This is a genomic window from Devosia sp. 1635, from assembly GCF_013185955.1.
Taxonomy (GTDB): Bacteria; Pseudomonadota; Alphaproteobacteria; order Rhizobiales; family Devosiaceae; genus Devosia.
The window spans coordinates 930107-955338 of record NZ_JABAOM010000002.1 but is presented as its reverse complement, the minus strand read 5'-3'; the positions used below and the strand labels follow the sequence as shown (position 1 = coordinate 955338).

The 25232-nt window shown below is 65.0% G+C and carries 23 protein-coding genes; 12 read left to right on the top strand and 11 right to left on the bottom strand.

Going from position 1 to position 25232, the window contains the following annotated elements; genetic code table 11:
- Positions 1-76 precede the first annotated feature (76 nt).
- The 3 genes from HRU92_RS11380 to HRU92_RS11370 form a co-directional block, all read right to left on the bottom strand.
- Positions 77-1159 carry a L,D-transpeptidase family protein gene (locus HRU92_RS11380; RefSeq protein WP_173088175.1) on the bottom strand — a complete coding sequence of 361 codons (1083 nt, stop codon included), beginning with the start codon at positions 1157-1159 and terminating at the stop codon, positions 77-79.
- A 68-nt stretch (positions 1160-1227) separates the two neighbouring features.
- Positions 1228-2097, bottom strand: coding sequence for an extensin family protein (locus tag HRU92_RS11375; RefSeq protein WP_173088172.1), 870 nt, complete (start codon positions 2095-2097; stop codon positions 1228-1230).
- Between the two features lie 42 nt (positions 2098-2139).
- Entirely contained in the window at positions 2140-3330 is a 1191-nt protein-coding gene (locus HRU92_RS11370) for a pyridoxal phosphate-dependent aminotransferase (protein WP_173088170.1), read from the bottom strand.
- Between the two features lie 156 nt (positions 3331-3486).
- Here HRU92_RS11370 and HRU92_RS11365 point away from each other — a divergent pair, with 156 nt between their 5' ends.
- The 3 genes from HRU92_RS11365 to HRU92_RS11355 are packed head-to-tail and all read left to right on the top strand — an operon-like array spanning position 3487 to position 7230.
- The gene (locus HRU92_RS11365) at positions 3487-4521 is read left to right on the top strand and encodes an Ldh family oxidoreductase (RefSeq protein WP_172124418.1); all 1035 of its coding nucleotides are present in this window, start codon (positions 3487-3489) and stop codon (positions 4519-4521) included.
- The gene (locus HRU92_RS11360) at positions 4518-5741 is read left to right on the top strand and encodes an iron-containing alcohol dehydrogenase (protein WP_173088168.1); all 1224 of its coding nucleotides are present in this window, start codon (positions 4518-4520) and stop codon (positions 5739-5741) included. Before HRU92_RS11365 ends, HRU92_RS11360 begins: the two co-directional genes overlap by 4 nt.
- 16 nt (positions 5742-5757) lie before the next feature.
- Entirely contained in the window at positions 5758-7230 is a 1473-nt protein-coding gene (locus HRU92_RS11355; protein ID WP_172124414.1) for an NAD-dependent succinate-semialdehyde dehydrogenase, read from the top strand.
- Between the two features lie 27 nt (positions 7231-7257).
- On the opposite strand, the gene HRU92_RS11350 is transcribed toward HRU92_RS11355, so the two are convergent.
- Entirely contained in the window at positions 7258-7839 is a 582-nt protein-coding gene (locus HRU92_RS11350; protein WP_172124412.1) for an isoprenylcysteine carboxylmethyltransferase family protein, read from the bottom strand.
- A 153-nt stretch (positions 7840-7992) separates the two neighbouring features.
- Here HRU92_RS11350 and HRU92_RS11345 point away from each other — a divergent pair, with 153 nt between their 5' ends.
- The 4 genes from HRU92_RS11345 (at position 7993) to HRU92_RS11330 (ending at position 11906) form a co-directional block, all read left to right on the top strand.
- Positions 7993-8853 (top strand): alpha/beta hydrolase, encoded by an 861-nt coding sequence (locus HRU92_RS11345; RefSeq protein WP_172124410.1) that lies wholly within the window; start codon positions 7993-7995, stop codon positions 8851-8853.
- A gap of 159 nt (positions 8854-9012) precedes the next feature.
- The gene (locus HRU92_RS11340) at positions 9013-10635 is read left to right on the top strand and encodes an ABC-F family ATP-binding cassette domain-containing protein (RefSeq protein WP_172124408.1); all 1623 of its coding nucleotides are present in this window, start codon (positions 9013-9015) and stop codon (positions 10633-10635) included.
- A gap of 61 nt (positions 10636-10696) precedes the next feature.
- Positions 10697-11047, top strand: a complete 351-nt coding sequence (locus HRU92_RS11335) for a DUF2200 domain-containing protein (RefSeq protein ID WP_172124406.1) — start codon at positions 10697-10699, stop codon at positions 11045-11047.
- A gap of 91 nt (positions 11048-11138) precedes the next feature.
- Entirely contained in the window at positions 11139-11906 is a 768-nt protein-coding gene (locus HRU92_RS11330; protein ID WP_349236742.1) for an aspartate dehydrogenase, read from the top strand.
- A 37-nt stretch (positions 11907-11943) separates the two neighbouring features.
- Here HRU92_RS11330 and HRU92_RS11325 read toward each other — a convergent pair whose 3' ends face one another.
- The 6 genes from HRU92_RS11325 to HRU92_RS11300 are packed head-to-tail and all read right to left on the bottom strand — an operon-like array spanning position 11944 to position 18470.
- Complete coding sequence (locus tag HRU92_RS11325; protein WP_172124402.1) at positions 11944-13371, bottom strand: amidohydrolase; 1428 nt, start codon at positions 13369-13371, stop codon at positions 11944-11946.
- Between the two features lie 11 nt (positions 13372-13382).
- Complete coding sequence (locus tag HRU92_RS11320) at positions 13383-14108, bottom strand: copper homeostasis protein CutC (RefSeq protein ID WP_172124400.1); 726 nt, start codon at positions 14106-14108, stop codon at positions 13383-13385.
- 4 nt (positions 14109-14112) lie between these two features.
- Positions 14113-15087 (bottom strand): ROK family protein, encoded by a 975-nt coding sequence (locus HRU92_RS11315; RefSeq protein WP_172124398.1) that lies wholly within the window; start codon positions 15085-15087, stop codon positions 14113-14115.
- On the bottom strand, positions 15084-15950 hold the full coding sequence (locus HRU92_RS11310) for an ABC transporter permease (protein WP_172124396.1): 867 nt from the start codon (positions 15948-15950) through the stop codon (positions 15084-15086). The genes HRU92_RS11315 and HRU92_RS11310 overlap by 4 nt, the downstream gene beginning before the upstream one ends.
- Entirely contained in the window at positions 15951-16871 is a 921-nt protein-coding gene (locus HRU92_RS11305; RefSeq protein WP_127754138.1) for an ABC transporter permease, read from the bottom strand.
- 57 nt (positions 16872-16928) lie between these two features.
- A complete protein-coding gene (locus HRU92_RS11300; RefSeq protein WP_172124394.1) occupies positions 16929-18470 on the bottom strand; it encodes an ABC transporter substrate-binding protein in 1542 nt (513 codons plus the stop codon).
- Between the two features lie 104 nt (positions 18471-18574).
- On the opposite strand from HRU92_RS11300, the gene HRU92_RS11295 reads away from it, so the two are divergent.
- From HRU92_RS11295 to denD, 5 genes are all read left to right on the top strand, one after another.
- A complete protein-coding gene (locus tag HRU92_RS11295; RefSeq protein WP_172124392.1) occupies positions 18575-19696 on the top strand; it encodes an ROK family transcriptional regulator in 1122 nt (373 codons plus the stop codon).
- A 14-nt stretch (positions 19697-19710) separates the two neighbouring features.
- Entirely contained in the window at positions 19711-21156 is a 1446-nt protein-coding gene (locus tag HRU92_RS11290; RefSeq protein ID WP_172124390.1) for a M81 family metallopeptidase, read from the top strand.
- A 21-nt stretch (positions 21157-21177) separates the two neighbouring features.
- Entirely contained in the window at positions 21178-22989 is a 1812-nt protein-coding gene (locus HRU92_RS11285) for an ABC transporter ATP-binding protein (RefSeq protein WP_172124388.1), read from the top strand.
- A 109-nt stretch (positions 22990-23098) separates the two neighbouring features.
- Positions 23099-23854, top strand: coding sequence for a glucosamine-6-phosphate deaminase (locus HRU92_RS11280; RefSeq protein WP_349236717.1), 756 nt, complete (start codon positions 23099-23101; stop codon positions 23852-23854).
- Between the two features lie 86 nt (positions 23855-23940).
- Positions 23941-24927 (top strand): D-erythronate dehydrogenase, encoded by a 987-nt coding sequence (gene denD, locus HRU92_RS11275; protein ID WP_172124386.1) that lies wholly within the window; start codon positions 23941-23943, stop codon positions 24925-24927.
- Positions 24928-24939: 12 nt separating this feature from the next.
- Here the strand turns inward: denD and HRU92_RS11270 are convergent, their stop codons facing one another.
- Complete coding sequence (locus tag HRU92_RS11270) at positions 24940-25197, bottom strand: hypothetical protein (RefSeq protein WP_172124384.1); 258 nt, start codon at positions 25195-25197, stop codon at positions 24940-24942.
- Positions 25198-25232: the final 35 nt, after the last annotated feature.

Below are 25232 nucleotides of genomic sequence, written 5' to 3'. Positions count from 1 at the left end.
CAAGACGGATCCAGGTGCGAGGGCAGCCGCGCCGACCCGAGGGGCCGGCGCGACGAGAAGCCTGCTTATTCCCTGCTTATTCGATGAAGGTGACGGGAACGCCGGGCTCAACCATGGCGGCGAGTTCCCGGGCATCCCAATTGGTCAGGCGCACGCAGCCATGCGAGCCGGTCTTGTCGATCTTGGAGGGCTCGGGCGTGCCATGGATGCCGTAGGTGGGCTCGGACAGATCGATCCAGACCGTACCGACCGGGCCATTGGGGCCGGGCGGCAAGGTCAGCACCTCGGTGTTGTCGCCCTGCTGGAAATTGACCTCAGGATTGTAGGTATAATCGGGATCGAGCACGACGACCTCGACCATGTGCGTACCCGAGGGTGAAGGATTGTCCTCGCTGCCGATGGTCGCGGGATAGGCGACAAGAAGGCGACCGGTGGCATCATAGGCGCGCAGCATGCCCATGCGCTTGTCGGCCTCGATGGTGGCGACCATGCCCTGCAGGTCAGATCCTGGAGCGGCCACGGCGATTTCTTCGCCTTCGACAAAGCTTGCGCCCGGATTCAACGTCTCGATGAAATTCACATCCATGTGGAATTTTTCGGCAAGCGCTTCGGCGACGCTCGTATAGCCGAGGGATTCGCGCTCGGCCAATTCGGCGTAGTCGCTGGGGAGCGGCTCAACGATATCGGCAACGTCCTCGGCCGTGATGGTGTAGGCCATTACCGCCGGGTCAGGGGTTTCGAGGCGCGCCAGCACTGCAGGATCAAGTGCGCCATTGCCGGGTAGGCCATTAATTGCAGCAAAAGCCATCACCGCCTTGCGGACATTGGCGCCGTCATAGCCATCGATGACGCCAGGAGAAACGCCGGCACGGTCGAGAAGAATCTGGAGGCGCGCGATGGCTGGGTCGGGCAGCTTGGATCCCTCAGCCTCGGCTGACAAGTCGGTGGCGCCCTCGTTCTGCGGGGGCGGTGGCAACGGCTCGGCACTTTCGTCCGGCAAGGGGACGGCAAAGAGCGGCAGCAGCGGCTCAAGGCTGGCAGCGTTGATCGCCTCGGGCGTCAGGGGAGGCGGTGAAGCGGCAGGGAGCTGTTGGGCGGTGGTTGGAAGGGAAAAGGCGACGAGAAGCAGGGGGAGGGAGAGCCGGGCGGCAAAGTTCATAATTGATCTCAGGACAAGCAGTTGCCACCTCAACGCCCCATGTCAGCCCAAGTTGCCCCGATTAAACCCTATTCACAGAGGCGAGCCTGACAGGCCGCGCCATGGCAGCCCATATCCACATGGAAATGGTCGTGGTGTTCAGCATTGGCTTCGGGCCCAAGTGTGGTGGAAAAGCTCGAACAGGCCGCATCATGGGCAAAGCGCAGGAACTTGCCCTCGGGCGCGTCGGCGGCGGGCCAATCGCCTTCGACCGTGACGGTGCGGCCATCGGCAAAGGTAAAGCCGACCACATCGAGCGCATTGGCCATGCCGTGCTCGGAAAGGCGATCGGAACTGCCGCCGACCCGGCCACGGCAATTATAGTTGGTGCCGATATCAAGGCTGGCCAGTTCTGTGTTTTCGCGCGCCTGCAGATAGCCATCGATCGCCTCGCCCCATTGCGGCAGCGTCGTGGCCACTTCGCAGGTCAGGGTGGCTTCGCTCGACAGCGGCACCATGCGGCCGTTGACCAGGATCCCGGTTACCGCCAGGGGGGACTGAGTGCCGCATTCGCCTTCATCGATGGGGGGCAGCAGCTTGGCTTCGATCTGGCCGCCGATCACAGCGGGGCACTGGGTTTGATAGGGGCGAGGCGGCTCGGCGGGTTCGGCGACCTCGGCGGGTTCTTGCGCGGCGGGTGCGGCATCCGCGGGCGGTTGCTCGGCTTCTGGTGCGTCCAGATCGCCCTCAGGTCGCTCGGCGCCGGCCTCGGGCGCGTTTGCGTCAGCCTCGGGGGCTTCCGCCTCGGCGTCGGCGGGCGCTGTTGCATCCGCTGGGGGCGCGTCGGTCAGGCCTTCGGGCCGGTCCCGCGGCATGGGCGGAATTGCCTCGGGCGCTTCCTGGGCGAGCGCCAGCGAGGACAAAAGCAGCATGACGGTAAGCAGTGAGGTGCGTAACATGGTGGCAGAACGCGGCTGAACGCCGCGCGTTGCCAATGCGATTCAACTTTGCCTCAAGAACGAGCGCAGCCGGTCGACACCGGTATCGATGCGTTCCGGCGCCGCGGCAAAGCACCAGCGCAGCCAGCCTTCGCCTTCATCGCCAAACGCACTCCCCGGCGCAAGGCCCAGCCCCGCTTCGGCCACGAGGCGCTTGGCAAGGGCCAGCGAGTCGGCGTGGCCGTCGACGCGGAAAAAGGCGTACATAGCGCCATCAGCTTCCGGCAGGGTGACGCCGGGCAGCTGGCGCAGGGCTGTCAGCAGGGTGGCGCGGGCCTCCCCCAGTTCACGGTGGATCTGCGTCACGGTGGCGGCGCTGGCCGGATCGGTGAGGGCGGCGAGACCCCCGGCCTGCACGAATTCGGGTACGCAGGACGTGTTGTATTCGATGAGCTTTTCGAGCTGGGGCACGAGGTTGGTGGGCAGCACCAGCCAGCCCAGCCGCCAGCCGGTCATGCGCCAGGTCTTGGAGAAGCTGTTGACGACGATGAGGCGATCTTGGGGATCGGCGACCGAGAGCATCGAAGGCGCGGCGGTTTGGCCTGGGGTGAACACCAGCCGGTCATAAACTTCGTCCGACAAGATCCAGATGCCGCGCTGGCGGCAATGGGCGAGGATGGCGGCTTGCTGCTCGGGTGTGATGGTCCAGCCGGTGGGGTTGTTGGGCGAGTTGATGACGAGCATGCGCACGTCGTCGGTAAGGGTGGCGAGCAGGTGGTCGAGGTCAAGCTGCCAGCGGTTGTTGATGACGCTGAGGGGGAACCGGGTGACCTCGGCGCCGAGGATCTTGGGGATCTCGGCGATGTTGGGCCAGATGGGGGTGACGACAACTACCCGATCGCCCGGGGATAGGACGAGCTGGCTGCCCAACATCAGGGCCGATACGCCAGAGCTGGTAACGCCGACGCGGTCGGGGCCGAGGGTGATGTTGCGCAGTTGGGAAATGTAGCTCGCGATCGCGGTGCGCAGGGCGGGGCGGCCCAAATTTTGGGTATAAAAGGTGTTGTTGCGCTCCAGCGATTCCACCGCGGCGGCGCGGATAAAGGCGGGGGTGGGCTGATCGCTTTCACCAAACCAGAACGGAACCACATCGCTGCGATCCATGCCGGCATTGGCAACCTCGCGGATGCGGGACGGGGCCAAATCAAGCACCGCCTGGCGGGCCTGGGGTGGTGAAGCGAGATGTTGGTGCATGAGATCAATCCACTGCTGGGTGGGGCGATGGGTTGCCCCGCAAATCAAGGCGCAGCTATGCCGATTGGCGCGGCCAAGGCAATCGCTTCCAGCACGGAGCAGGCGCTTGACTTCGCGGGTGTGCTGCCGCTAAATCGTATCGGATAGGATATAGTTATGATCAATATTGCCGCGGAAGATGCTCGGCGGGTGAGTGAAGCGGCGCTGAGGCGAGCTGGGGTTCCCCCGGAGGCAGCGGCGCTGCAGGTGGATCTGCTGCTGGAGGCAGAGCTGCGGGGGCGCCCGTCGCACGGCTTGCTGCGGTTGCCGCGCTTGACTGACCGCATGGCTAATGGCGTTACCAGCCCCACCGCGACCGGCAATATGACCTGGCGGAGCGAGAATTTCCTACAGGTCAACGGCGAGGATGGGCTGGGGCCGGTGGTGGCGATGGCGGCGCTGGAGCTTGCGGCCGAACGGGCGCGGCAGAGTGGAGTCGTGGTGGTGGCGATTGCGCACAGCAATCATTTGGGCATGCTGGCCTGGTATGCCGAGAAGCTGGCGCGGGACGGGCTGGTGACGCTCGGGTTCACCACGAGCGAAGCGCTGGTGCATGCCTGGGGCGGGCGCACGCCCATGCTGGGCACCAATCCGGTGGCGATCGGGGTGCCGCAGCCGGGCGATCCGTTTGTGCTGGATATGGCCACGAGCCTGGTGTCCATGGGCCAGATCTATGACTATGCGCAGCGCGGGCAAGCCTTGCCGGAAGGTTGGGCGCTGGACGCCGAGGGGGAGCCGACCACCGATCCGGAAGCGGCCAAAAAGGGCTCGATTGCCCCGTTTGGCGAAGCCAAGGGCTATGCACTGGGGCTCGCGCTTGAACTGCTGGTGGTGGCGCTCACTGATTCAGCTATCGGGCGCGACGTCACTGGAACGCTCGATTCCACCCGGCCGGCCACCAAAGGCGATGTGTTCATCCTGATTGATCCAGATTTGCAGCCGGGCACGTCGGCGCGGATAGCCGCTTATCTCGACCTGGTGCGCGCTTCGGGCGATGCCGAGGGGGCGCGCAAGGTAGCGGTGCCGGGCGACCGGGCGATGCGCGTGCGGGCGGAGCGACTCCAAACGGGTATTGCCTTGCCCGAGCCGCTTTGGGCCAAATTATGCGAATTGGCCGGTGATCCGGCTTCCACAACGAAAGAGCTGACATGAGCATCTATGGCGCCATCCGCAGTCCGCGGGCGATCTATTTTGGCGCCGGCCAGCGGCATGCGCTGCCCGCTATCGTGGCGGGGCTGGGTCAGCGCGTCCTCCTGTGCTCGGATGAACGGTTCAACCAGGACCCCAAGCTCAGCGCGATCCGCGCGGCGCTGGAAGGGGCGGGGCTGCGCACGGAGCTTTATGACGGCACCATCGCCGAATTGCCGCTGGCCTGTATCGCGGAGGCGACGGCCAAGGCGCGCGCGTTCGGGCCCGATGTGATTGTGGGGATCGGCGGGGGCAGTTGCCTTGACCTGGCCAAGCTGGTGGCGCTGACCCTGACGCATGGCGACGAGCTTTCCAAATTCTACGGCGAGTTCAAGGTGCCCGGCCCGGTGTTGCCGGTGGTGGCGGTGCCGACCACGGCGGGGACGGGCTCGGAGGTGACGCCCGTGGCGGTGCTGGCTGATCCCGTGCGGATCTCCAAGGTGGGGATTTCCAGCCCCTATCTGATCCCGGAAGTGGCGGTGTGTGATCCCGAGCTGACGTCGACCTGCCCACCCGGGCTGACGGCGGTGGCGGGTGCCGATGCGCTGACCCACGCGATCGAGGCGTTTACCGCCATCAAGCATCCGATGGACCCGGGGCGCGCCCTCCAGCAGGTGTTTATCGGCAAGAACACCCAGAGCGACGCGCAGGCGCGGATCGCCATTGCCGCGCTGGCGGGCAATCTGGCGGCGGCTGTGGCCGATGGGGGCAATGCCGCGGCGCGCGAGCAGGTGATGTATGGGGCGCTTTGCGCCGGCCAGGCCTTTGGCGTGGCGGGCACGGCGGCGGCCCATGCCATTCAATATCCCGTGGGGGCGCTGACCAAGACCGCCCATGGGCTTGGGGTGGCGGTGCTGATGCCCTATGTGATGGACTACAACCGATCAGCCTGCGGGCCGGAATTCGCCGAGATCGCCCGCCTGTTCGGCATCACGCAAGGCGAGGAGGCCCAATTGGCTGATGCGGCGATCGAGGCTGTAGCCGAACTCTTTGCCACCTTGGGTATTCCGCGTACCCTGGCCGAGCTGGGCGTTCCCGTCGAGCGGCTCGACTGGGTCGCCGAGCAGTCGCTGCTGTCGGCCCGGCTCGTCAACAACAATCCACGACCTCTCGATCTGGCTGCCATGCAGCAGATTGTCCAAGCAGCTCATGCCGGCGATCGCGATCGCCTGCGCCGCCATTGAACCAAAGGCAGTTCCCATGTCCCAGTCATCAGCAATCCGCGCTCAGGGCGATTACGACAATCTCGCCACCGATCTGTTTATTGGCGGCCGTTGGCGTCCCGCTTCAAGCGGGGAGCGGATCGACGTGTTCGATCCCTCCACCGAAGAGGTGATCACCACCGTTGCCAATGCCAGCGTCGAGGATGGCATTGCGGCGGTGGATGCTGCCGCTGCCGCTGCGGCAGGCTGGGCCGCAACTGCACCGCGCAAGCGCAGCGACATCCTGATGAAGGCCTATGGCCTGATGACCGAACGCGCCGAATGGCTGGCTGAGTTGATCTCGCGCGAGAATGGCAAGGCGCTGCCCGATGCGCGGGGCGAGGTGGCCTATGCGGCCGAGTTCTTCCGCTGGTATGCCGAGGAAGGCGTGCGGCTCAACGGCGAAATCTCGATGGCGCCGAGCGGCAACAACCGCATCATCGTGCAGTACCAGCCGGTGGGCATTGCCGTGCTGGTGACGCCGTGGAATTTCCCGGCGGCAATGGCCACCCGCAAGATCGGGCCGGCGCTGGCGGCGGGCTGTACCTGCATCCTCAAGCCCGCGACCGAAACGCCGCTGACCGCCTATGCCATGGCCGAGATCCTCGCCGAAGCGGGTGTGCCCGACGGCGTGGTCAATGTGGTCACGACCGGCAAGTCAGGTCCGGTGATCAGCGCCATGCTGCATGATCCGCGGGTGCGCAAGCTCTCGTTCACCGGCTCGACGGAAGTCGGGCGTGTGCTGCTCAAGGAAGCGGCCGACCAGGTGATCAATTGCTCCATGGAACTGGGCGGCAATGCGCCGTTCGTGGTGTTCGATGATGCCGATATCGATGCGGCGGTGGATGGCGCGATGATCGCCAAGATGCGCAATGGCGGGGAGGCCTGCACGGCTGCGAACCGCTTTTACGTGCAGCGCGGCGTTCTGGAAGCCTTTGCCGAGAAGTTCGCCGCGCGCATGAAGGCGCTTCAGGTTGGGCCGGGCTATCATCCCACAACGCAGCTGGGGCCGCTGGTCAATGCCAAGAGCCGCGACAAGGTGGCTTCGCTGGTGAGCGATGCGGTGTCGCGCGGTGCGCGGGTGGTGACGGGCGGCTCGGTCCCCGAGCGCAAGGGCTTTTACTACGAAGCCACCATTCTGGCGGATGTGAGCCCTGAAGCAGCGCTGGTGCATGAAGAGATCTTTGGGCCGGTGGCGCCAATCGTCGCCTTCGACAGCGAAGAGGAAGCTATCCGGCTGGCCAATGACACCGAATATGGGCTCGTGGCCTATGTCTATTCCGGTGACCTGGCCCGGGGCCTGCGGGTCTCCGAGCGGATCGAGAGCGGGATGATTGCGCTCAATCGCGGCCTCGTATCCGATCCTGCTGCCCCCTTTGGCGGGGTCAAGCAGAGTGGGCTCGGACGCGAAGGGGCCCATCATGGCCTGCTGGAATTCACCGAAGCCAAATATATCGCCACGTCCTGGTAAGTCCCGAGCGGCGGGCACGGCCCGCCGCTAGTTACCCACTTGCTGGTTGCGAGCCCCGGACCGCGACAAACGGGGCCAGAAAAGACCGGCTCGGGCCCGATAGTCCTCGTAGTCGCTGGACATGGACGTGCCGGCGAAATGCCGCTCCTCGCTCCGTGCAGCCAGAATGTACATGACGATGATGGCAACCAGGGTCGGAATGGCCAGGGGCGACCAGGCCGCTATCGCCCACCCCGCCCAGAACATAATATAGGATGTGTAGAAGGGGTGCCGCACATAGCGATAGGGGCCGCTCTGCAACAGCGTCCTGGGTTGATTTGCGTCAAAGGCAAAGCGCAGCTGCGCGTAGCGTGAGGCGTGAATGGCCGACCAGAACAAAGCCATGGCCGCCAGCTCCAGAAGTAAGCCGACCGACTTTGCCAATATAGGCTGTTCATCACTCCAAATAATGACGGTGTAGATGATCGCGGTCAGCAGGACAAGCGCCGCGAGCAAAGCTGCGGGCCACTGCATCTTGTCCGAAACAAAGTGTCCTCTTGTTGCCCAAATGTGCTGGGCCACAACGCTCCAACTGATGACAGTGACGATAAGATCAAGCGCGGAGTTCAATTCGACCTCTCGGGTTGGAGACTGTCATTTGCCGACAAGGCCGGGGGAGTGTCAACTTGTGATCGGCTCCGGACCGAATAATTCGGTTAAGGATGCCGCTTAAGGCTTCCGCAAACTTAGAGGGGCATTGGTGGTCCGAAGGGAGCCTCTGCTATGCGGGCCAGAAGCAAAGTCATCAGGACACGCTATTCTGATATTGCCTTGCGCGACAGCGGCGGCGCCGGATACCCGCTCCTGTTGCTGCATGGTTCCGGCGCTTCGACCGATGCGTTCCGCCGGCAGTTCGACAGCCCAATGCTGCAGCCGCTCCGCCTCCTCGCGGTGGACCTGCCCGGGCATGGGCATTCCACCGATGCAGTGGATCTGGACGGCTATAGCCTCACGCATCTGGCCGAGGCGGTTCTTGAGGTGCTGGGCCAGCTCAATCTCAACCAGGTCGCGGTGTGCGGCTGGTCGCTGGGCGGCCATATCGCCATCGAAATGATGGCCCGCAGTGCTTGGATCAGCGGCGCCATGCTGGTTGGCACGCCGCCAGTGGCCAAGGGCCCGATTGGCATGCTGCGCGGGTTCCGACCAAGCTGGGATATGCTGCTGGCCAGCAAGCCTGAGTTTACCCCACGCGACGCAAGGCGCTTTCTTGCCATGTGCTATGGCGAGGGCGAGCCAGATGAGCTCAACAGGCAGGCGCTGGCCCGCGCCGACGGGCGGCTGCGGCAGAATTTTTTCAGGAGCATGATGCGAGGCGATGGCGCCGACCAGAAGCGGGTCGTGGAATCGGCTGAGATCCCTGTCGCCCTGGTTAATGGCAGCGATGATCCGGTGGTGCGCCTGCATTACCTCGAAACTCTGACCGTTCCACAGCTCTGGACCGGAAAATGCCTGACCATTCCAGCGGCGGGCCATTCGCCGTTCTGGAGCCAGGCCGAACTCTTCAACGGGCTGCTGGCGCGGTTCGTGCGGGATGTGGAAGCGCATCAGTTTTCCGCCGGTCTGCGCAAGGCGAGGCGCGCCTGAGGGGCGCCAGCTTTCAGCAGTTGCCAGCCACGAAGCGGCGGAGCGGCAACGTGCCATGGCCGGGGTGGCTTTCGGGGCGCGCCAATCTGCTGTAATCGGTGCCAAAGATTTTTCACCGCCGCCATTCATGGCGGCGGATTAGTTTGGACACCACAGCGCATGATCCGCCTCGACAATATCGGCAAGCAAAACGGCAAGCAGATCGTCTTTATCGATGCCTCGGCCAGCTTGTTGAAGGGCGAAAAAGTGGGACTGGTTGGCCCCAATGGCGCCGGCAAGACCACGCTGTTCCGCCTGATCACCGGCGAGGAGCAGCCCGACGAGGGCCAGGTTTCGGCGGATCGCGGCATCACCATTGGTTATTTCAGCCAGGATGTGGGCGAGATGAGCGGGCGCAGCGTCGTGTCCGAAGTGATGGACGGCGCTGGGCCGGTCAGTGCGCTGATCAGCGAGATGCGGGCGCTCGAAGCTGATATGGGCGACCCCGACAAGGCCGACGAGATGGACGCCATTATCGAGCGCTATGGCGAAGTGCAGCACCAGTTCGAGGAACTGGACGGCTATTCGCTCGATGGACGGGCGCGCGAAGTGCTCGATGGGCTGGGTTTTTCCCAGGAGATGATGGACGGCGATGTCGGAAAGCTGTCGGGCGGCTGGAAGATGCGCGTGGCGCTGGCGCGTATCCTGTTGATGCGCCCCGATGCGCTGCTGCTCGACGAGCCAAGCAACCACCTCGACCTGGAATCGCTGATCTGGCTGGAAGCGTTTCTGCAGAACTATCAGGGCGCGCTGTTCATGACCTCGCACGACCGCGAATTCATGAACCGCATCTGCACCAAGATCGTCGAGATCGATGCGGGCGGGCTCACCACCTATTCGGGTAATTACGAGTTTTATCAGCAGCAGCGCGCCATTGCCGAAAAGAACCAGCAGGCGCAATTCGAGCGCCAGCAGGCGATGCTGGCCAAGGAGCTCGATTTCATCGCCCGTTTCAAGGCGCGCGCCAGCCACGCCGCGCAGGTGCAGAGCCGGGTGAAAAAGCTCGACAAGATCGACCGGGTCGAGCCGCCCAAGCGGCGCCAGACGGTGGATTTCGAGTTCCGCCCCGCGCCCCGCTCGGGCGAGGACGTGGCGCTGCTCAAAGGCGTGAGCAAGAGCTATGGCAGCCGCTCGATCTATGACGGGCTCGACTTTCATGTGCGGCGCAAGGAGCGCTGGTGCATCATGGGGGTCAATGGCGCGGGTAAATCGACCCTCCTCAAGCTCGTGACCGGCACGACCGAGCCGGACGAGGGCACGGTGTCGCGCGGGCCATCGGTCAAGATGGCCTATTTTGCCCAGCATGCCATGGATGTACTCGATGGCGATCTGACCGTGTTCCAGCAGCTGGAAAGCTCGTTTCCTCAGGCGGGGCAGGCGCCCCTTCGCGCGCTGGCGGGAGCGTTCGGGTTTTCGGGCGACGAGATCGACAAGAAGTGCCGGGTGCTGTCGGGCGGGGAAAAGGCGCGGCTCGTGATGGGGATGATGCTGTTCGATCCCCCGAACTTCCTCGTGCTCGACGAGCCCACCAACCATCTCGACATCGCCACCAAGGAGATGCTGATCACCGCGCTCAGCCAATATGAGGGCACGATGCTGTTCGTGTCGCACGACCGGCATTTCCTCGCGGCGCTGTCCAACCGGGTGCTGGAGCTGACGCCCGAGGGTGTGCATGTTTATGGCGGGGGCTATACCGAATATGTGCAAAGCACCGGCCAGGAGGCGCCGGGGCTCCGCAGCTGACCGATGGCCCGATCTGGGTTATGGTTGGCCTCGGGGGAGTGCAGCTCGGGGAGGGGCAGCCATGCCGGGGCATCGGATCTATGGGATGCGCTTCGCCAGCGTTTATCCGGCCTATGTCGCCAAGGCGGAGCGCAAGGGGCGCAGCAAGGCGGAGGTGGATCGCATCATCTGCTGGTTGACCGGGCATGATGAAGCGAGCCTTGCGGGTGTGCTGGCAGCGGGCACCAATTTCGAGGATTTCTTTGCCCAGGCGCCGCAGATGAACCCGGATCGGGCGCTGATCCGGGGCGTTGTTTGCGGTGTGCGGGTGGAGGAGATCGAGGAGGCCACGATGCGCGAGATCCGCTATCTCGACAAACTGGTCGATGAACTGGCCAAGGGGCGACCGATGGAAAAGATCCTGCGCAGCTGACGGTTGCCCGAGGGGGCGGGGACAGCTATGCCCGCTGCATTAGGCAGCAGGCGGAGTTGGGTGTTTGGGGGCGGATCAGAGCAGGATTGCGGTGATTGGGCTGGGGGCAATGGCCCGCAGCCTGATCGGGGCGCTGGAAGCGCGGGGCGATGGGCTGGCGGTAGGGGCGGCACTGGTGCGCAGCCCGGCCGAAGCGGGCAATTTGGAGGTGTTCAGCACGGTCGAGCAGCTGATCGGCTGGGGGCCGTCGCTGGTGGTGGAATGTGCCGGGCACGAGGCGGTGGCGCGGCATGTGCCGGCTTTGCTCAAGGCCGGGGTGCCGGTGGTGGTGGCGTCCGTGGGGGCGTTGGCGGATCCCGAGCTCAGAACGCGGGTGGCGGGGAGCGTCACGGCTGCCGGACGGCTGACGCTGGTGCCGGGGGCGATCGGCGGGCTCGATGTGCTGCGGGCGGCGCGACTGGCGGGGCTCGACGCGGTGGTTTATTGCGGCACCAAGCCACCGCAGGCCTGGGCGGGCAGCCATGCCGAGACGCTGGTGGCGCTCGGCTCGATTACGGAAGCGGCGGAGTTCTTCAGCGGCACGGCGGCGGAGGCAGCGCGGCTGTTTCCCAAGAACGCCAATGTGTGTGCGGCGGTGGCGCTGAGCGGGCTGGGATTTGAGGCAACGCAGGTGCGGCTGGTGGCGGACCCGGCAGCGGGGGGCAACCGGCACGAGGTGCTGGCGCGGGGGGCGTTCGGGCAGTTCGAGATCGCGCTCGAGAATGCGGCGCTGCCGGACAATCCGCGCACCTCGTGGCTGGCAGCGCTAAGCGTGGAAGCGGCGGTGCGGGAGTTTTTTGCGGCCTCGCCGATCGGATAAAGAAAAGCCCCGGGTTTGCCGGGGCTTTTTGTTGTGATCAGCTGGCGGTCATGTCGGCGATAGGGGGCAGGGCGCCTTCGGGGATCGCCGTCTTGTAGCGGGCACGGCCGGCGACCTGGCTGAGAGCGACCGCAGCGGCCTCGCGCAGGGAGGCGTCTTCCAGGGCCTTGACGGCGGTCGCGGCCATGACCTTGGCGGCGTGGATCATGCCATTGTGGGCGGCAGCACTCTTGCCCTGGGCGACCAGCTGCCAGGAGTGGAACGGGGTGCCAATGGCGAAATTGGCGCCGTCAAGCTGGACCGTGGGCACGACCCAGCTCACATCGGCCAGATCGGTCGAGGCGACGCCGGCGGTGGGGACGGCGATATCGGCGGGGATCAGGAAATCGGCCAGCGCCTTGTCGTCGCGCGGGGGCATGGCATAGCGCTCGTAATCATGGCGGATATGCTCGGGCGAGAGGGTCGCCTGGATGGCGCGGGCGAAGCGTTCGTCCTCGGCACTGAACTGGGGCGGGCCCAGTTCGGCGAGAGCGGCGGACATGGCGTTCTGCAGGGGCGCGTTGTTGATGAGATTGGCCACCGAGCTGATGATCTTGATCTCAACGCTGGTGCCGGTCATCAGCGCGGCGCCGCGAGCGACATCCTGAACGCGCGCGAGCACATCGAGCATGCTTTCGACGGTGGAGGAGCGCACGGAATAGCGCACCTTCGCGCGGGCCTGCACCACATTAGGGGCAATGCCACCGGCATCGAGAATGGCATAGTGCATGCGCGTGTCGGTCGGGACATGCTCGCGCAGATAGTTGCAGCCGACATTGGTCAGCTCCACCGCATCAAGGGCGCTGCGCCCGAGGTGCGGGGCGGAAGAGGCGTGCGCGGCGCGGCCGGTGAAGGTGAAATCAATGCGCGTGTTGGCCAGGCTCGAGCGGCGGGTCACTTCGGCGAAAATGCCGGGGTGCCAGGTGATGGCGATATCGACATCGTCGAAGAGGCCGGCGCGGACCATGAAGGCCTTGGCGCCACCGCCTTCTTCGGCGGGGCAGCCGTAGTAACGGACGCGGCCGGGCAGGTTGTTGGCTTCCAGATAATCCTTGAGGGCGCGGGCAGCGAGCAGGCTGCCAGCTCCGAGCAGATTGTGGCCACAGCCATGGCCGTTGCCGCCAGCCTGGAGGGGCGTGTGGGTGGCATTGCCCGCTTCCTGGCTGAGGCCGGGCAGGGCGTCGAATTCGCCGAGGAAGGCGATCACCGGGCCGCCGTTGCCGGCTTCACCGACAACGGAGGTGGGGATATCGGCCAATCCCGTGCGAACCGAAAAGCCGTGCTCGCGCAGCGCCGCTTCATGGGCCGCGGCGGAGCGCGTTTCCATGTAGCAGGTTTCGGGCGTTGCCCAGACGGTGTCGGCCAACGTGACAAAGGAAGCGCGGTGCTGGTCGACCAGGTCCCAGATGGCTTGGGTGTTTTTCATTTTGTGGTTCCTCAGGCCGAGTGTTGGGAAAGAATGGCGCGCATGCGCTCCACAAGCACTGGGTCGGTTTCGCCTTCGTCGGCGGGCTGGAAGCCGAACTGGACGGGCAGCGATTGCGGATCGAGCCCGAGCGGGCTGCGGCAGGAGGCGTGGATCTCGGTGATGCCAGGCACGGCCAGCATCTGCTCGACATTGGCCGGCTTGATGCCACCGCCGGGCATGACGGTGATGCGGCCGCTGGCCTGCGCCAGCAACTGGGCAATGGTGGGGGCCGCATCGAGCACCGAGCGCTGGCCGCCCGAGGTCAGGACACGCTCAAAGCCCAGCTCGATTGCCGTTTCCAGCGCTGCCGGTTGATCCGGCGTCAGGTCAAAGGCGCGGTGCAGCGTCGTGCCCATGCCCTGCGCCCGGGCGATGAGACGCGCCAGCAGGTCGGCATCGAGCGTGCCATCGGGGCGGTTGGCGCCGAGCACAACGCCGGCAATGCCGTGGGCGCGCAGCTGGTCGATCTCGGCCAGCATGGCGGCTTCGTCCGCGGCATCGAAGATGAAATCGCCGGGGCGGGGGCGCACCATGGCGTAGACCGGAACCGCCGCCTTGCTCGCGAGCGCAACCAGACCCGGATTGGGTGATAGGCCGCCGAGCGCCAGGGCGGAGCAGAGTTCGATGCGATCGGCACCCGCCTCGACCGCGCTATGCAGGCCGCGGGGACTATCGACGCAAACTTCGAGGATCATGGATTCAAGCCCTTGGGGTTTGTTGGACCAGCACCGACATGCCGACCAGCCCGCCGTTGTCGAGGAACTGACCCGGACGGACCAGCGGTTCGGCAAAGCTGTTGAGGGTGCGGGTGCGCACCTGTGCGTCGAGCGCCGCGATCAGCGCGGTGCGGGCGGCAAGGCCCCCGCCAACGGGCACCACCGAAGCGCCGGTGATGTTGACGGCAAAGGCCAGAGGTTCGCTCAGCAGCGCCAGGTAGACTTCGACAGTGCGGGCGGCAGCCGCGTCGCCGGCTTCCCAACCGTCGAGGATTTCGTGGCTGGTCTGTTCTTGACCGTGCAAATGGGAATGCAGCCGTTCGATGCCGCGCGCGCCCCCGATCGTGTCGGTGCAGCCGATCTGGCCGCAACCGCAGGCAAAGCGGGGGATGGTTAGGGTTTCCCCCGAACGGAGGGTCAGCCGGGTCTGGGTGATGGGGCCGTGGCCCCATTCGCCGGTGACGCCGCGATGCCCGCGCACGGTGCGGCCATCAACCACGAGGGCGCCGCCGACGCCGGTGCCAAGAATAGCGCAAAACACCACGTCATGGCCGCGGCCGATGCCGAGATTGGCTTCGGCCAGCGCAAAGGTATCGGCGTCGTTGGCGATCACGACCGGACGGGCCAGGGCGGCGGCAAGCTCGCCCGCTACGTCATGGCCCTTGAAAGCAGGGATATTGGCGGCATTGACGGTGCCGTTACGGTGATCAAAGAGCCCAGTAGTCGATATGGCCAAGGGCACCGCGGCGCCCGGGCCGTTCCAACGCGTGGAGAGCCCGGTGAGGGCCTCTACGAGGGCGGGCCAGTTGTCGGCCGGCGTTGGCACTTCGTCGACCCGCTGCACCTGGCCGGGCCCGAAGGCCTGGCCGAACTTGATGAAGGAGCCACCGATATCGGCGCAAAGCGCAGTGGCTGGCGCAGCCGGATCGCGCAGGAAGACGCTTGTTGGTGTGCTCATTTGCGCGGATCCAGCAGGTCGCGCAGGCCATCGCCGAGGATGTTGAAGCCCAGAACGGTCAGCATGATCGCGAGGCCCGGGAACAGCGACATGTAGATGTTGACGCCCAGATAGTTGCGGCCAACGCTCATCATGGCGCCCCATTCAGGCGTTGGCGGCTGGGCACCAAGGCCGAGAAAGGACAGGCTCGCGGCCGACAGGATCACGGTGCCGGCTGTGAGCGTTGATTGCACGATGATGGGGCCGATGGCATTGCGCAGAATGTAGTGCACCAGAATGCGGTGCTGCGGGATGCCAAGGGCCTGGGCCGCCTCGATGAACTCCATGCGCTTCAGCCCAAGCGTCAGATTGCGGCTGAGGCGGGCGTAAACCGGTACGGAAAAGATGGCGATGGCGATCAACAGGTTGATGAGGCTGGGCCCGAGCACACTGACGATGAGGATGGCGAGCACAATGCCGGGAAAAGCAAAGAGCACGTCCATGATCCACATGATGGTCTGATCGAGCACGCGACCGCCCATGCCGGCAATGATGCCGAGGGGGACGCCAGTGCAAACGGCAAGCGCGACGGCGAGCACCACTTCAAGCAGGGTGATGCGGGCGCCATAGATGACGCGCGCAAAGATATCGCGGCCATTGTCATCGGTGCCGAAGGGATGCTCCCAAGAGGGAGGCAGGAGGGTCGAGAGCAGGTTCTGCGCATAAGGATCAGCCGGGGCGATCCAGGGCGCGAAGATGGCGGCAACGACGATAAGGCCCACAAGGACCCCGCCGATCACGAGGTTGGCGTTGCCGGCAATCCAGCTCAAGGCCCGCGCCGTCCCGTTGGGGCGACGAGCCGGTGATGTCATGGGAGCGGACATCTATTCGAACCTTATTCTGGGATTGAGGACAGCGATCAGCATTTCGGCGAGGAAATTGACGATCACGACGCCGAACACGGCAACGAGCGCCACGCCCTGGATCACCGGGTAATCGCGGTAGCGCACGGAATCGACCATCAGGCGCCCGAGGCCAGGCCAGTTGAACACGGACTCGGTGACCACGGCGCCGCCGATGAGACTGCCGAAATTGAGCCCCACAATGGTGACGATAGGAATGAGCGCATTGCGCAGGGCATGGCTCCAATAGACCTGGCGCGCCGGCAGGCCCTTGGCGCGGGCGGTGCGGACATAATCCTGGCCCAGCACCTCGATCATGCTCGAGCGCGTCATGCGGGCGATCACGGCGGTGGGCAAAACGGCAAGGGTGACGGCGGGCAGGATATAGCTTTGCCAGGAGGTGGCGCCGAGCAGGGGCAGCCAGCCGAGCTCGACGGAAAAATAGTTCATCGCCATCAGCGCCAGCCAGAAATTGGCAATGGAGGCGCCGCCAATAGCCAGGATCATCACGAGGTAATCGGGCCAGCGGTTGCGGTTCATGGCGCCGGCCATGCCGGCGGGAACGCCCACGGCTACCGCCAGCAGATAGGCGAGCGCGGCAAGGGACAGCGTATAGGGCAGGCGGTCGGCGATTTCCTGCACCACGGGGAGATTGGAGCGGATGGAATTGCCGAAATTACCCTGCAGCGCATTGGTGGCAAACAGCAGATATTGCTCGGGGATGGAGCGATCGAGCCCCAGCCTGACGGTCATGGCGTCCACCGCTTCCTGGGTGGCTTCAGGCCCGGCCAGCACGCGGGCGGGCTCGCCCGGCAGGGCGCGGATGGCGATAAACACCAGCAGCGACACGCCGATCAGGATCAGCGGCAAGGATGCCAGCTTGCGCAGGAAATAGGATTGCATTGGGCTCTCGAGGCAAGGGCCGGGCGAGTGAAATGCTCGCCCGGCCGGAGACGGTTGTTAGTCCTTGGTCGCGGTTTCGACGCGCACGAAACCACCCGGCACCATCCAGGCGCCCGACACGCCGTCGCGGGTCGCATAGAGGTCCTGGTTCACATAGAGGAGGACGTGAGGCGCCTCGTCATTGATGAGCTTTTGGGCTTCCACATAGACTTCGTTGCGGGCCGCTTCGTCGGTGGTGGCAGCAGCCTTGTCGAGCAGGGCGTCGAAGTCGTCGTTCTTGAAGAAGCCGAGATTGGCGCCGCCGGGCGAGAAGCTCGAGGAGTGGTAGAGCGGGCGCAGCTGCAGGTCAGCGCCGTTGACGCCCGAAGACCATGACGCGATCACGGCGTCGACATTCTGGTCGGCCTTCTGGGCAACATCGCCAAAGGCGGCTTGGGACCAGACGCCGCTTTCCATGCGCTGCACGTTGAGCTTGACGCCCAGCGGCGCCCACATGGCCTGGAGCACTTCGCCGATGCGCGCTTCGGGTTCCTGGACCACGACATCGATCTCAAAACCATCGGCAACGCCGGCTTCGGCAAGGAGCGCCTTGGCACGCTCGAGGTCGAGCGGATAGGGGTTAAGCGAAGGATCAAAGCCGGGCGTGATGCTGGCGAGGGGGGAGGTGGCGGGGATGGCGTAGCCGGCCATGATCGCCTGGACGAGACCGTTCTTGTCGGTGGCAAAGTTCAGCGCCTGGCGGACGCGCACGTCGTTGAGGGGCTCGGACTCGGTGTTGAGCGCGACCCAGAACACGGCCGAGCCGTCCGAGACATTGAGCGAGAGCTCGGGATTGCCCTCGATCTGGCGGGCAAAGGCGGCCGGAACGGGGTTGATGATGTCGGCGTCGCCGGTCTGGAGCGCCATGTTGAGCACGGAGGTTTCGCTCGACCAGGTCCAGCGGATCTGGTCTTCGCCAGCTTCCTTGTCGCCCCAGTAGTCAGCGAACTTTTCCTGCAGGACATAATCGCCCGAGCGGTATTCGGCGAGGCGATAAGGGCCGGTGCCGACCGAGGAGGAGCCGAGATTGCCGGCTTCGTCGGCAGCCGGGCTGACCTGCCAGCCGGCCTGGGTGGTCAGGAGGGCCAGAAAGGCCGGGTAGGGCGACTTGAGGGTGATCTCGAGGGTGTATTCATCAACGGCGCGCACGCCTGCCATGAAGGTGCGCAGACGGCCGCTGGCGGCAAGGCCGCGCTCGGTATCGAGGTGGCGGTTGAAGTTGTAGGCGGCAGCTTCGGCGTTGAAGGGGGTGCCGTCATGGAAGACAACGCCTTCGCGCAGCTTGAAGGTCCAGACAAGGCCCGCTTCGTCCGAAGTCCATTCGGTGGCGAGCTTGGGCACGATCTGCTGGTTGGCGTCGCGATCGGTCAGCCCTTCGAACATCGGGCGGAGCAGCGCATTGGTGAAGGTCGCGCTTTGATCGCCCGGATCCATGGAGCGGGGGGCTTCGCTCTGCATGACGTTGAGAACGTCCGCCATGGCGAGGCTGGGGGTAAAGGCAAGCACGCCGGCAAGGGCAATGCGAGCCATGAGGCTGCGGGTAGTAGGCACAAACTTCATCCAACGCGCTCCGAGATCGACCTGTGAAAGTTTTGTTAGTGGGTGAACTAACCTGGCTTGAGTAGTTCACTCATAGGACTTAGTGTCAAGGGATAGAGGTTCATTTGCTCACACCCACGCACCATCGCATTCTGCGCAGCCTGAATTCCTCGGGTCCGCTTACCCGGGCGGAGCTGGGCAGCCAACTCGCGCTCAGCAAGGCGGCGATGAGCGGGCTCACACGCGAGCTGATCGAGGGCGCGCTGGTGGAGGAAACCACGAGCGTGCAGCGCCAGGGGCGGCCGGCCGTGCTGCTCGACCTGCGGGCGGATGGGGCTTATTTCATCGGCATCTCGCTGTTGAGCCGGCCCGCGCAGATCGCGCTGACCGATCTCAAGGGCAATATCTTTGCCCGGGCAGCGCTGCAGTTCGATCCCGACCCCGAGCAATTCGCCGATAATGTCGCGGCCGCGGTGCCGGGGTTGATCGATGGGATCGCGCGCGAGCGGCTGGCCGGGATCGGGGTGGCGCTGTCGGGCCTCGTGGATGAAGAGCAGGCGCGCTGCATCAAGTCGACGCTCCTGGGCTGGCAGGATGTGCCGCTGGCGCAGCTGATCGGCAAGCGCGTCGGGGTGCCCACCTTTGTCGAGAACGACGCCAAGGCGCTGGCGATCAGCGAAAAGCATTTCGGGGAAGCGCGCGAGTTCAACAATTTCAGCGTGATTTCGCTGGGCGGCGGGATCGGCTCGGCCCATTTCATCCATGGTCGGCTTTATCGCGGAGCGCATGGCGGGGCGGGGGAAATTGCCCATTGCACGATCGAGTTGCAGGGGCGGCCCTGCCGCTGCGGCAAGGTTGGGTGCCTCGACACCGTTGCCTCGCTCAATGCGCTAGCCGAACTGGCGCGCGAGGAGGGGCTGCAGATTTCCTCGCTGAGCGAACTCGAGCACGAGGCGACTAACGGCTCATCGGCGGCGATCCGGATCCTGCATCGCGCGGGCTCGGCGCTGGGGCTGGCGATCGCCACCGTGATCCAGATCAACGATCCGCAGATGATCCTGATCGCGCATCAAGAAAAGAGCTTTTCGGGGCTGTTTGCCACGGTGATGCAGCAGGCCATCGAAGCCAATGTGCTGCCGCGCCTGTCGGGCCGCACCCCCATCCGCACCGAGCGGGTGGACAATGATGTGTGGAGCCGGGGCGCCGCGAGCGTGGTGGCCGAAAGCTTCTTGAATGGTCTTATTTAATGGAAGGAAGATGCATGCGCATTGCCGTTGCCGGTCTGCATGTCGAATGTAGCACATATAATCCCGTTCTGGCGCGCGAGGCCGATTTCCGCGTGCTGCGCGGGCCTTCGATGATCAAGGACGGCTATTTCGAGTTCCTGACCCATTTCCCGGCTGAGTTCATCACCGTGCTGCATGCCCGCGCCATCGCGGGCGGCCCGGTGGAAGGGGCGATCTATGCGACCTGGAAGGCTGAGATCCTCGAGGGCATCCGCGCGGCGCTGCCGCTCGATGGGGTGTACCTCGCCATGCATGGCGCGATGTTTGTCGAAGGCCTGCAGGATGCCGAGGGCGACCTGATCAGTGCGGTGCGCGAGCTGGTGGGCCCAGATGTACTGATTTCGGCGAGCTATGACCTGCATGGCAATATCAGCCAGCGCATCATCGACAGCCTCGACATGTTCTCGACCTATCGCACTGCGCCCCATATCGACGTGGCCGACACGATGCGCCGGGCGGTGACCATGCTGGTGCGCGCGCTGTCGAGCGGCGAGCGGCCGCATATCGTTTGGGCGCCAGTGCCGGTGCTGCTGCCGGGCGAGCGGACCAGCACGCAGGACGAGCCCGCCAAGACCTTTTATGCGCAGATGCAGGCCGTGGAAGACCCGACGGGCATCTGGGATGCCTCGTTCCAGGTCGGCTATGTCTGGGCCGACGAGCCGCGCGCTACGGCCTGCGCGGTGGTGACGGGCGTCAATCGCCCCGCAATGGAAGAAGCGGCCAAGCATCTGGCGCAGGACTATTGGGAAGTGCGCGAAGAGTTCCGCTTCGGCCCCAAGACCGGCAGCATCGATGAATGCGTCGACTGGGCGGTGAGTTCGCCCACGGCGCCGGTGGTGCTGGCCGAGGCGGGGGACAACCCCACCGGCGGCGGTGTCGGCGATCGCGCCGAAGTGCTGGCGGCGCTGATCGAACGCAACGCCCAAGGCGTAGTGTTTGCCGGGATCACCGACAAGGCGGCGACCGATGCCGCCTATGCGGCGGGCATCGGCGCCAAGCTGCATCTTCGCATCGGGGCGAGCCTTGATGTGTCGAGCACGCCGGTCGAGACGGAAGTCGAAGTGGTCAATCTGCTCGAAGTCGAGCAGGAGCGGCTGCGCGAAGCGGTGGTGCGGATCGGTGGGATCGAGCTGGTGCTGACCGCGCGCCGGCGGCCCTTCCACTATATCGCTGATTTCACCAAACTCGGGCTTGATCCCGTGGCGGCCAAGATCGTGGTGGTCAAATCGGGTTATCTCTCGCCCGAGTTGAGCCCGATCGCCAATCCCAATTTGATGGCCCTGTCGCCGGGGGTGGTGGACCAGTTCGTGGAGCGCCTCGAGCGCAACCACAAGCCGCACCCGACCTATCCGTTCGATAAGGATTTCTCGTTCGTGCCGGAAGCCGTGCCTTCCGCCCGCGCCGAGCGCGCCCAGCGCTAAGCAATTCGGAGCTATTTGCCCATGACCACGCCTGCACCCGTCCTGTCCGTTCGCAACCTCTCCACCTCCTTCCGCACTGGCGGGGAGTGGAACAGCGTTGTGCGCAATGTGTCCTTTGACGTCATGCCCGGGGAAACCGTGGCCATTGTCGGGGAGTCGGGGTCGGGCAAGAGCGTGACCTCGCTGTCGGTGATGCGGTTGCTGCCCCCGGGCAGCAGCCGGATCGAGGGCGAAATCCTGCTCAATGGCCGCTCGCTGCTGTCATTGAGCGAAGAAGAGATGCGGCGGGTGCGCGGCAACGAGATCTCGATGATCTTCCAGGAGCCGATGACGTCGCTCAACCCGGTGTTCACGGTGGGGCGGCAGATCGCCGAAGCCCTGACCTGCCACAATCCCATGAGCGCGGCCGAAGCGCGGGCGGAAACCATTCGCCTGCTCGAGCGGGTGCGCATTCCCAATGCCGCCGGGCGCCTCAAGGAATATCCGCACCAGTTTTCGGGCGGGATGCGGCAGCGCGTGATGATCGCCATGGCGCTCGCGAGCCGCCCCAAGTTGCTGATCGCCGATGAGCCGACCACCGCGCTCGATGTGACCATCCAGGGGCAGATCCTCGACCTGATCAAGGCGCTGCAGGAAGAAGAGGGCATGTCGGTGCTCTTCATCACGCACGATATGGGTGTGGTGGCCGAGATCGCCGACCGCACCGTCGTTATGTATCGGGGCGACGCGGTGGAAACCGGCGCCACCGCTGACCTGTTCCGGGGCGCCCAGCACCCCTATACCCGCGCGCTGCTCGCCGCCGTGCCCCAGCTGGGCGCGATGAAGGATGAGCCCAAGCCGCGCCGCTTCGCCATTATCGACCCGCAAACGGGCGCAGCCAGCGAGCCGGCTCCGACCACGCGGGAAGTGGACCGGACGGCGCCGATCCTCAAGGTCAAGAATCTCGTTACCCGCTATGATCTCAGCGGCCGCTTCCTGCGCGGACCCGGGGGCGCGGTGCATGCGGTGGAGGATGTGAGCTTTGAGCTTTATCCCGGCGAAACCCTCTCGCTGGTGGGGGAATCGGGCTGCGGCAAGTCAACGATCGGCCGCTCCATCACCCGGCTGACCACACCCCGCAGCGGGGAAGTGGATGTGGAAGGGCGCGATATCCTCAGCCTCTCCGGTCACAATCTGCGCGAGCTGCGCCAGACCGTGCAGATGATCTTCCAGGATCCGTTTGCCAGCCTCAATCCGCGCATGCGGATCGGGGAAGCGCTGATGGAGCCCTTTCTCGCCCATAAGCTTGGCACCCGGGCCGAGGCGCGCGACAAGGCACTGCACCTGCTCGAGGAAGTGGGGCTATCGCCCGAAATGGCCAAGCGCTTTCCCCACGAGTTTTCCGGCGGGCAGCGCCAGCGGCTCTGCATTGCCCGGGCACTGACGCTCGATCCCAAGGTGATCGTGGCCGATGAAGCGGTGTCGGCGCTTGATGTGTCGATCAAGGCGCAGGTCATCAATTTGATGCTCGATCTGCAGGAGCGGCTGAACCTCTCCTATCTCTTCATTTCGCACGATATGGCGGTGGTGGAGCGGGTGAGCCATCGCGTGGCGGTGATGTATCTGGGCGAGATCGTCGAGATCGGGCCGCGCCAGGCGATCTTTGCCAATCCCCAGCACGCCTATACCCGCAAGCTGATGGCGGCGGTGCCGGTGCCCGATCCGGCGCGCCGGCAAGTGCGGCGGCCCGTATCCAATGACGAATTGCCCAGCCCGGTTCGTCCGGCCGGCTTTGTGCCGCCCAAGCGGCGCTACGAGGAAGTGGCGCCGGGTCATGTGGTGCAGGTCGCCTAGGGACGGCCAATAATTTGTTGGGTCTGCCTCTCCGGCTGGCCTAACCAGCTTGATTTGCCGCGCGAAAGGCTTTCCAAGCGCGGGACGACCAGATTTTGGAGACAATGCAGTGAGCAGTTCGACCCCGATGCCGGAAATTCGTGTGTTCCCGACAGCGGAGGAAGCCGAGATCAGTGTTGCAGCGGAGCTCGGAGCGCAGCTGCGGGCGGCTCCGGCGAGCGTTTTGGGCCTCGCCACGGGCAATTCCATGATCGGGGTTTATCGTGAGCTCGTGCGGCTGCACCGCGACGAAGGTTTGTCCTTTGCGGGGATGACGAGCTTCAATCTCGATGAATATTGCGGGCTGGCAGCGGACGATCCGTCGAGCTTTGCCGCCTATATGCACCGGCACCTGTTCGACCTGGTGGATGCTGATACCAGCAAGCTGCACCTGCCGGATGGCAACTCGGCCGAGGCCGGGGCCGCCTATGAGGCCTCCATCACGGCAGCCGGCGGGATCGAGCTGCAGCTGCTGGGCATTGGCCGCAACGGTCATATCGGCTTCAACGAGCCCGGCTCGCCGCAGAATTCGCGCACGCGGATCGTCGAGCTGGCGCAGCGCACCCGCGAGGTTAATGCTACCGATTTCCCGCCCGGCGCCGAGGTGCCCCACCACGCGGTGACCATGGGTATCGCCACCATTCTCGACTCGCGCCGGATCATCCTGTTGGCAACGGGCGCGGCCAAGGCCGAAGCGCTGGCCGATGCGATGAGCGGGGCCGTGCGACCCGAAAACCCAGCCTCGTTCCTGCAGACCCATCCGCGTGTCACCCTGGTGTGCGACGAGGCGGCGGCGGCGCTGTTGCCGGCCCAGCTGCGCGGCTAGCCCAGGCGGGTAGCCGGTGCAGGAAGGCCGTGACAGGGCGCCACAATACCGTTAGCCAATAGCCTCTTATCGGAGGAGGCTTAGGCATGCGGGTATTGGTGATTGGCGCGGCGGGGATGGTCGGTCGCAAGCTGACGGAGCAATTGGTGCGCTCCGGCAAGGTGGGCGAGCAGGCGATCGAGCAGCTGACCCTGGTGGATGTGATCGCGCCGGCGCGTCCCGAGGGGCTGGCGGTGGAGTTGCGTGCAGCGGACCTGTCGGACCCCGGGGTGGCCGAAGAGCTGATTGCTGGCCGGCCGGACCTGATCTTTCACCTCGCCGCCATTGTTTCGGGGGAAGCGGAAGCCGATTTCGAGAAGGGCTATCGCATCAATCTCGATGGCACGCGGGCGCTGCTGGAGGCGATCCGGCTAGCGGGCGGGGGTGGCGGTTACTGCCCGCGGGTGGTGTTCACCTCCTCGATTGCCGTGTTTGGCATGCCCTTCCCCGATGTGATCGGGGACGAGCAGATGCTGACGCCGCTCACGAGCTATGGCGTGCAAAAGGCCATCTGCGAATTGCTGCTGGCCGATTATTCCCGGCGCGGCTTTCTCGACGGCGTGGGCATTCGCCTGCCCACGATCGTGGTGCGGCCGGGCAAGCCCAACAAGGCGGCGTCCGGGTTCTTTTCGGGAATCTTGCGCGAGCCGCTCAATGGGCAGGAAGCGGTGTTGCCGGTGGACGAGAATGTGCGGCACTGGTTCGCGAGCCCACGTTCGGCGGTGGGGTTCCTGCTGCATGCCGCGACCATGGATACGGCGCCCTTGGGCAATCGGCGCTCGCTCAACATGCCGGGCGTGAGCGCCACGGTGGCCGAGGAAATAGCGGCGCTGCAACGGGTGGCGGGGGATGAGGCGGTCGCGCTGATCCGCCGCGAGCCCGATCCGACTGTAGCCGGCATGGTCAGCGGCTGGGCGCGCAATTTCGATCCGCAGCGGGCAAAGGCGCTGGGCTTCCGGGCCGAAAACTCGTTCGACGAGATCGTTCAGGTGTTCATCGAGGACGAAATGGGCGGCAAGCCGAAGCTCGGCTAACCGCCTGTCCGATCAGGGTTCTTCGCCAAAGGTGGTCTTGGTGTCGTCCAGCACATGGGCGGCCGGGACCGCCGCCTCGTTGGTCTCCACCGTCTCGCCGGGCTCCTGGGGAATGGGCATATAGCCCTGGGCCATGAGCCAATCCTGGACCACGACATTGACCGCTTCCTCGCGGGACAAGCGCGGAGTGGGGGGCTCGTCGGTCTTGTCGATGAAGCGATCGAGCGCGGCGAGGGTCGCGGCATCGAGGAAGGCGAGGTCGTTGGTCATGGGTGTAGGTTCTCAAGAAGGTGGGCCAGCATAGC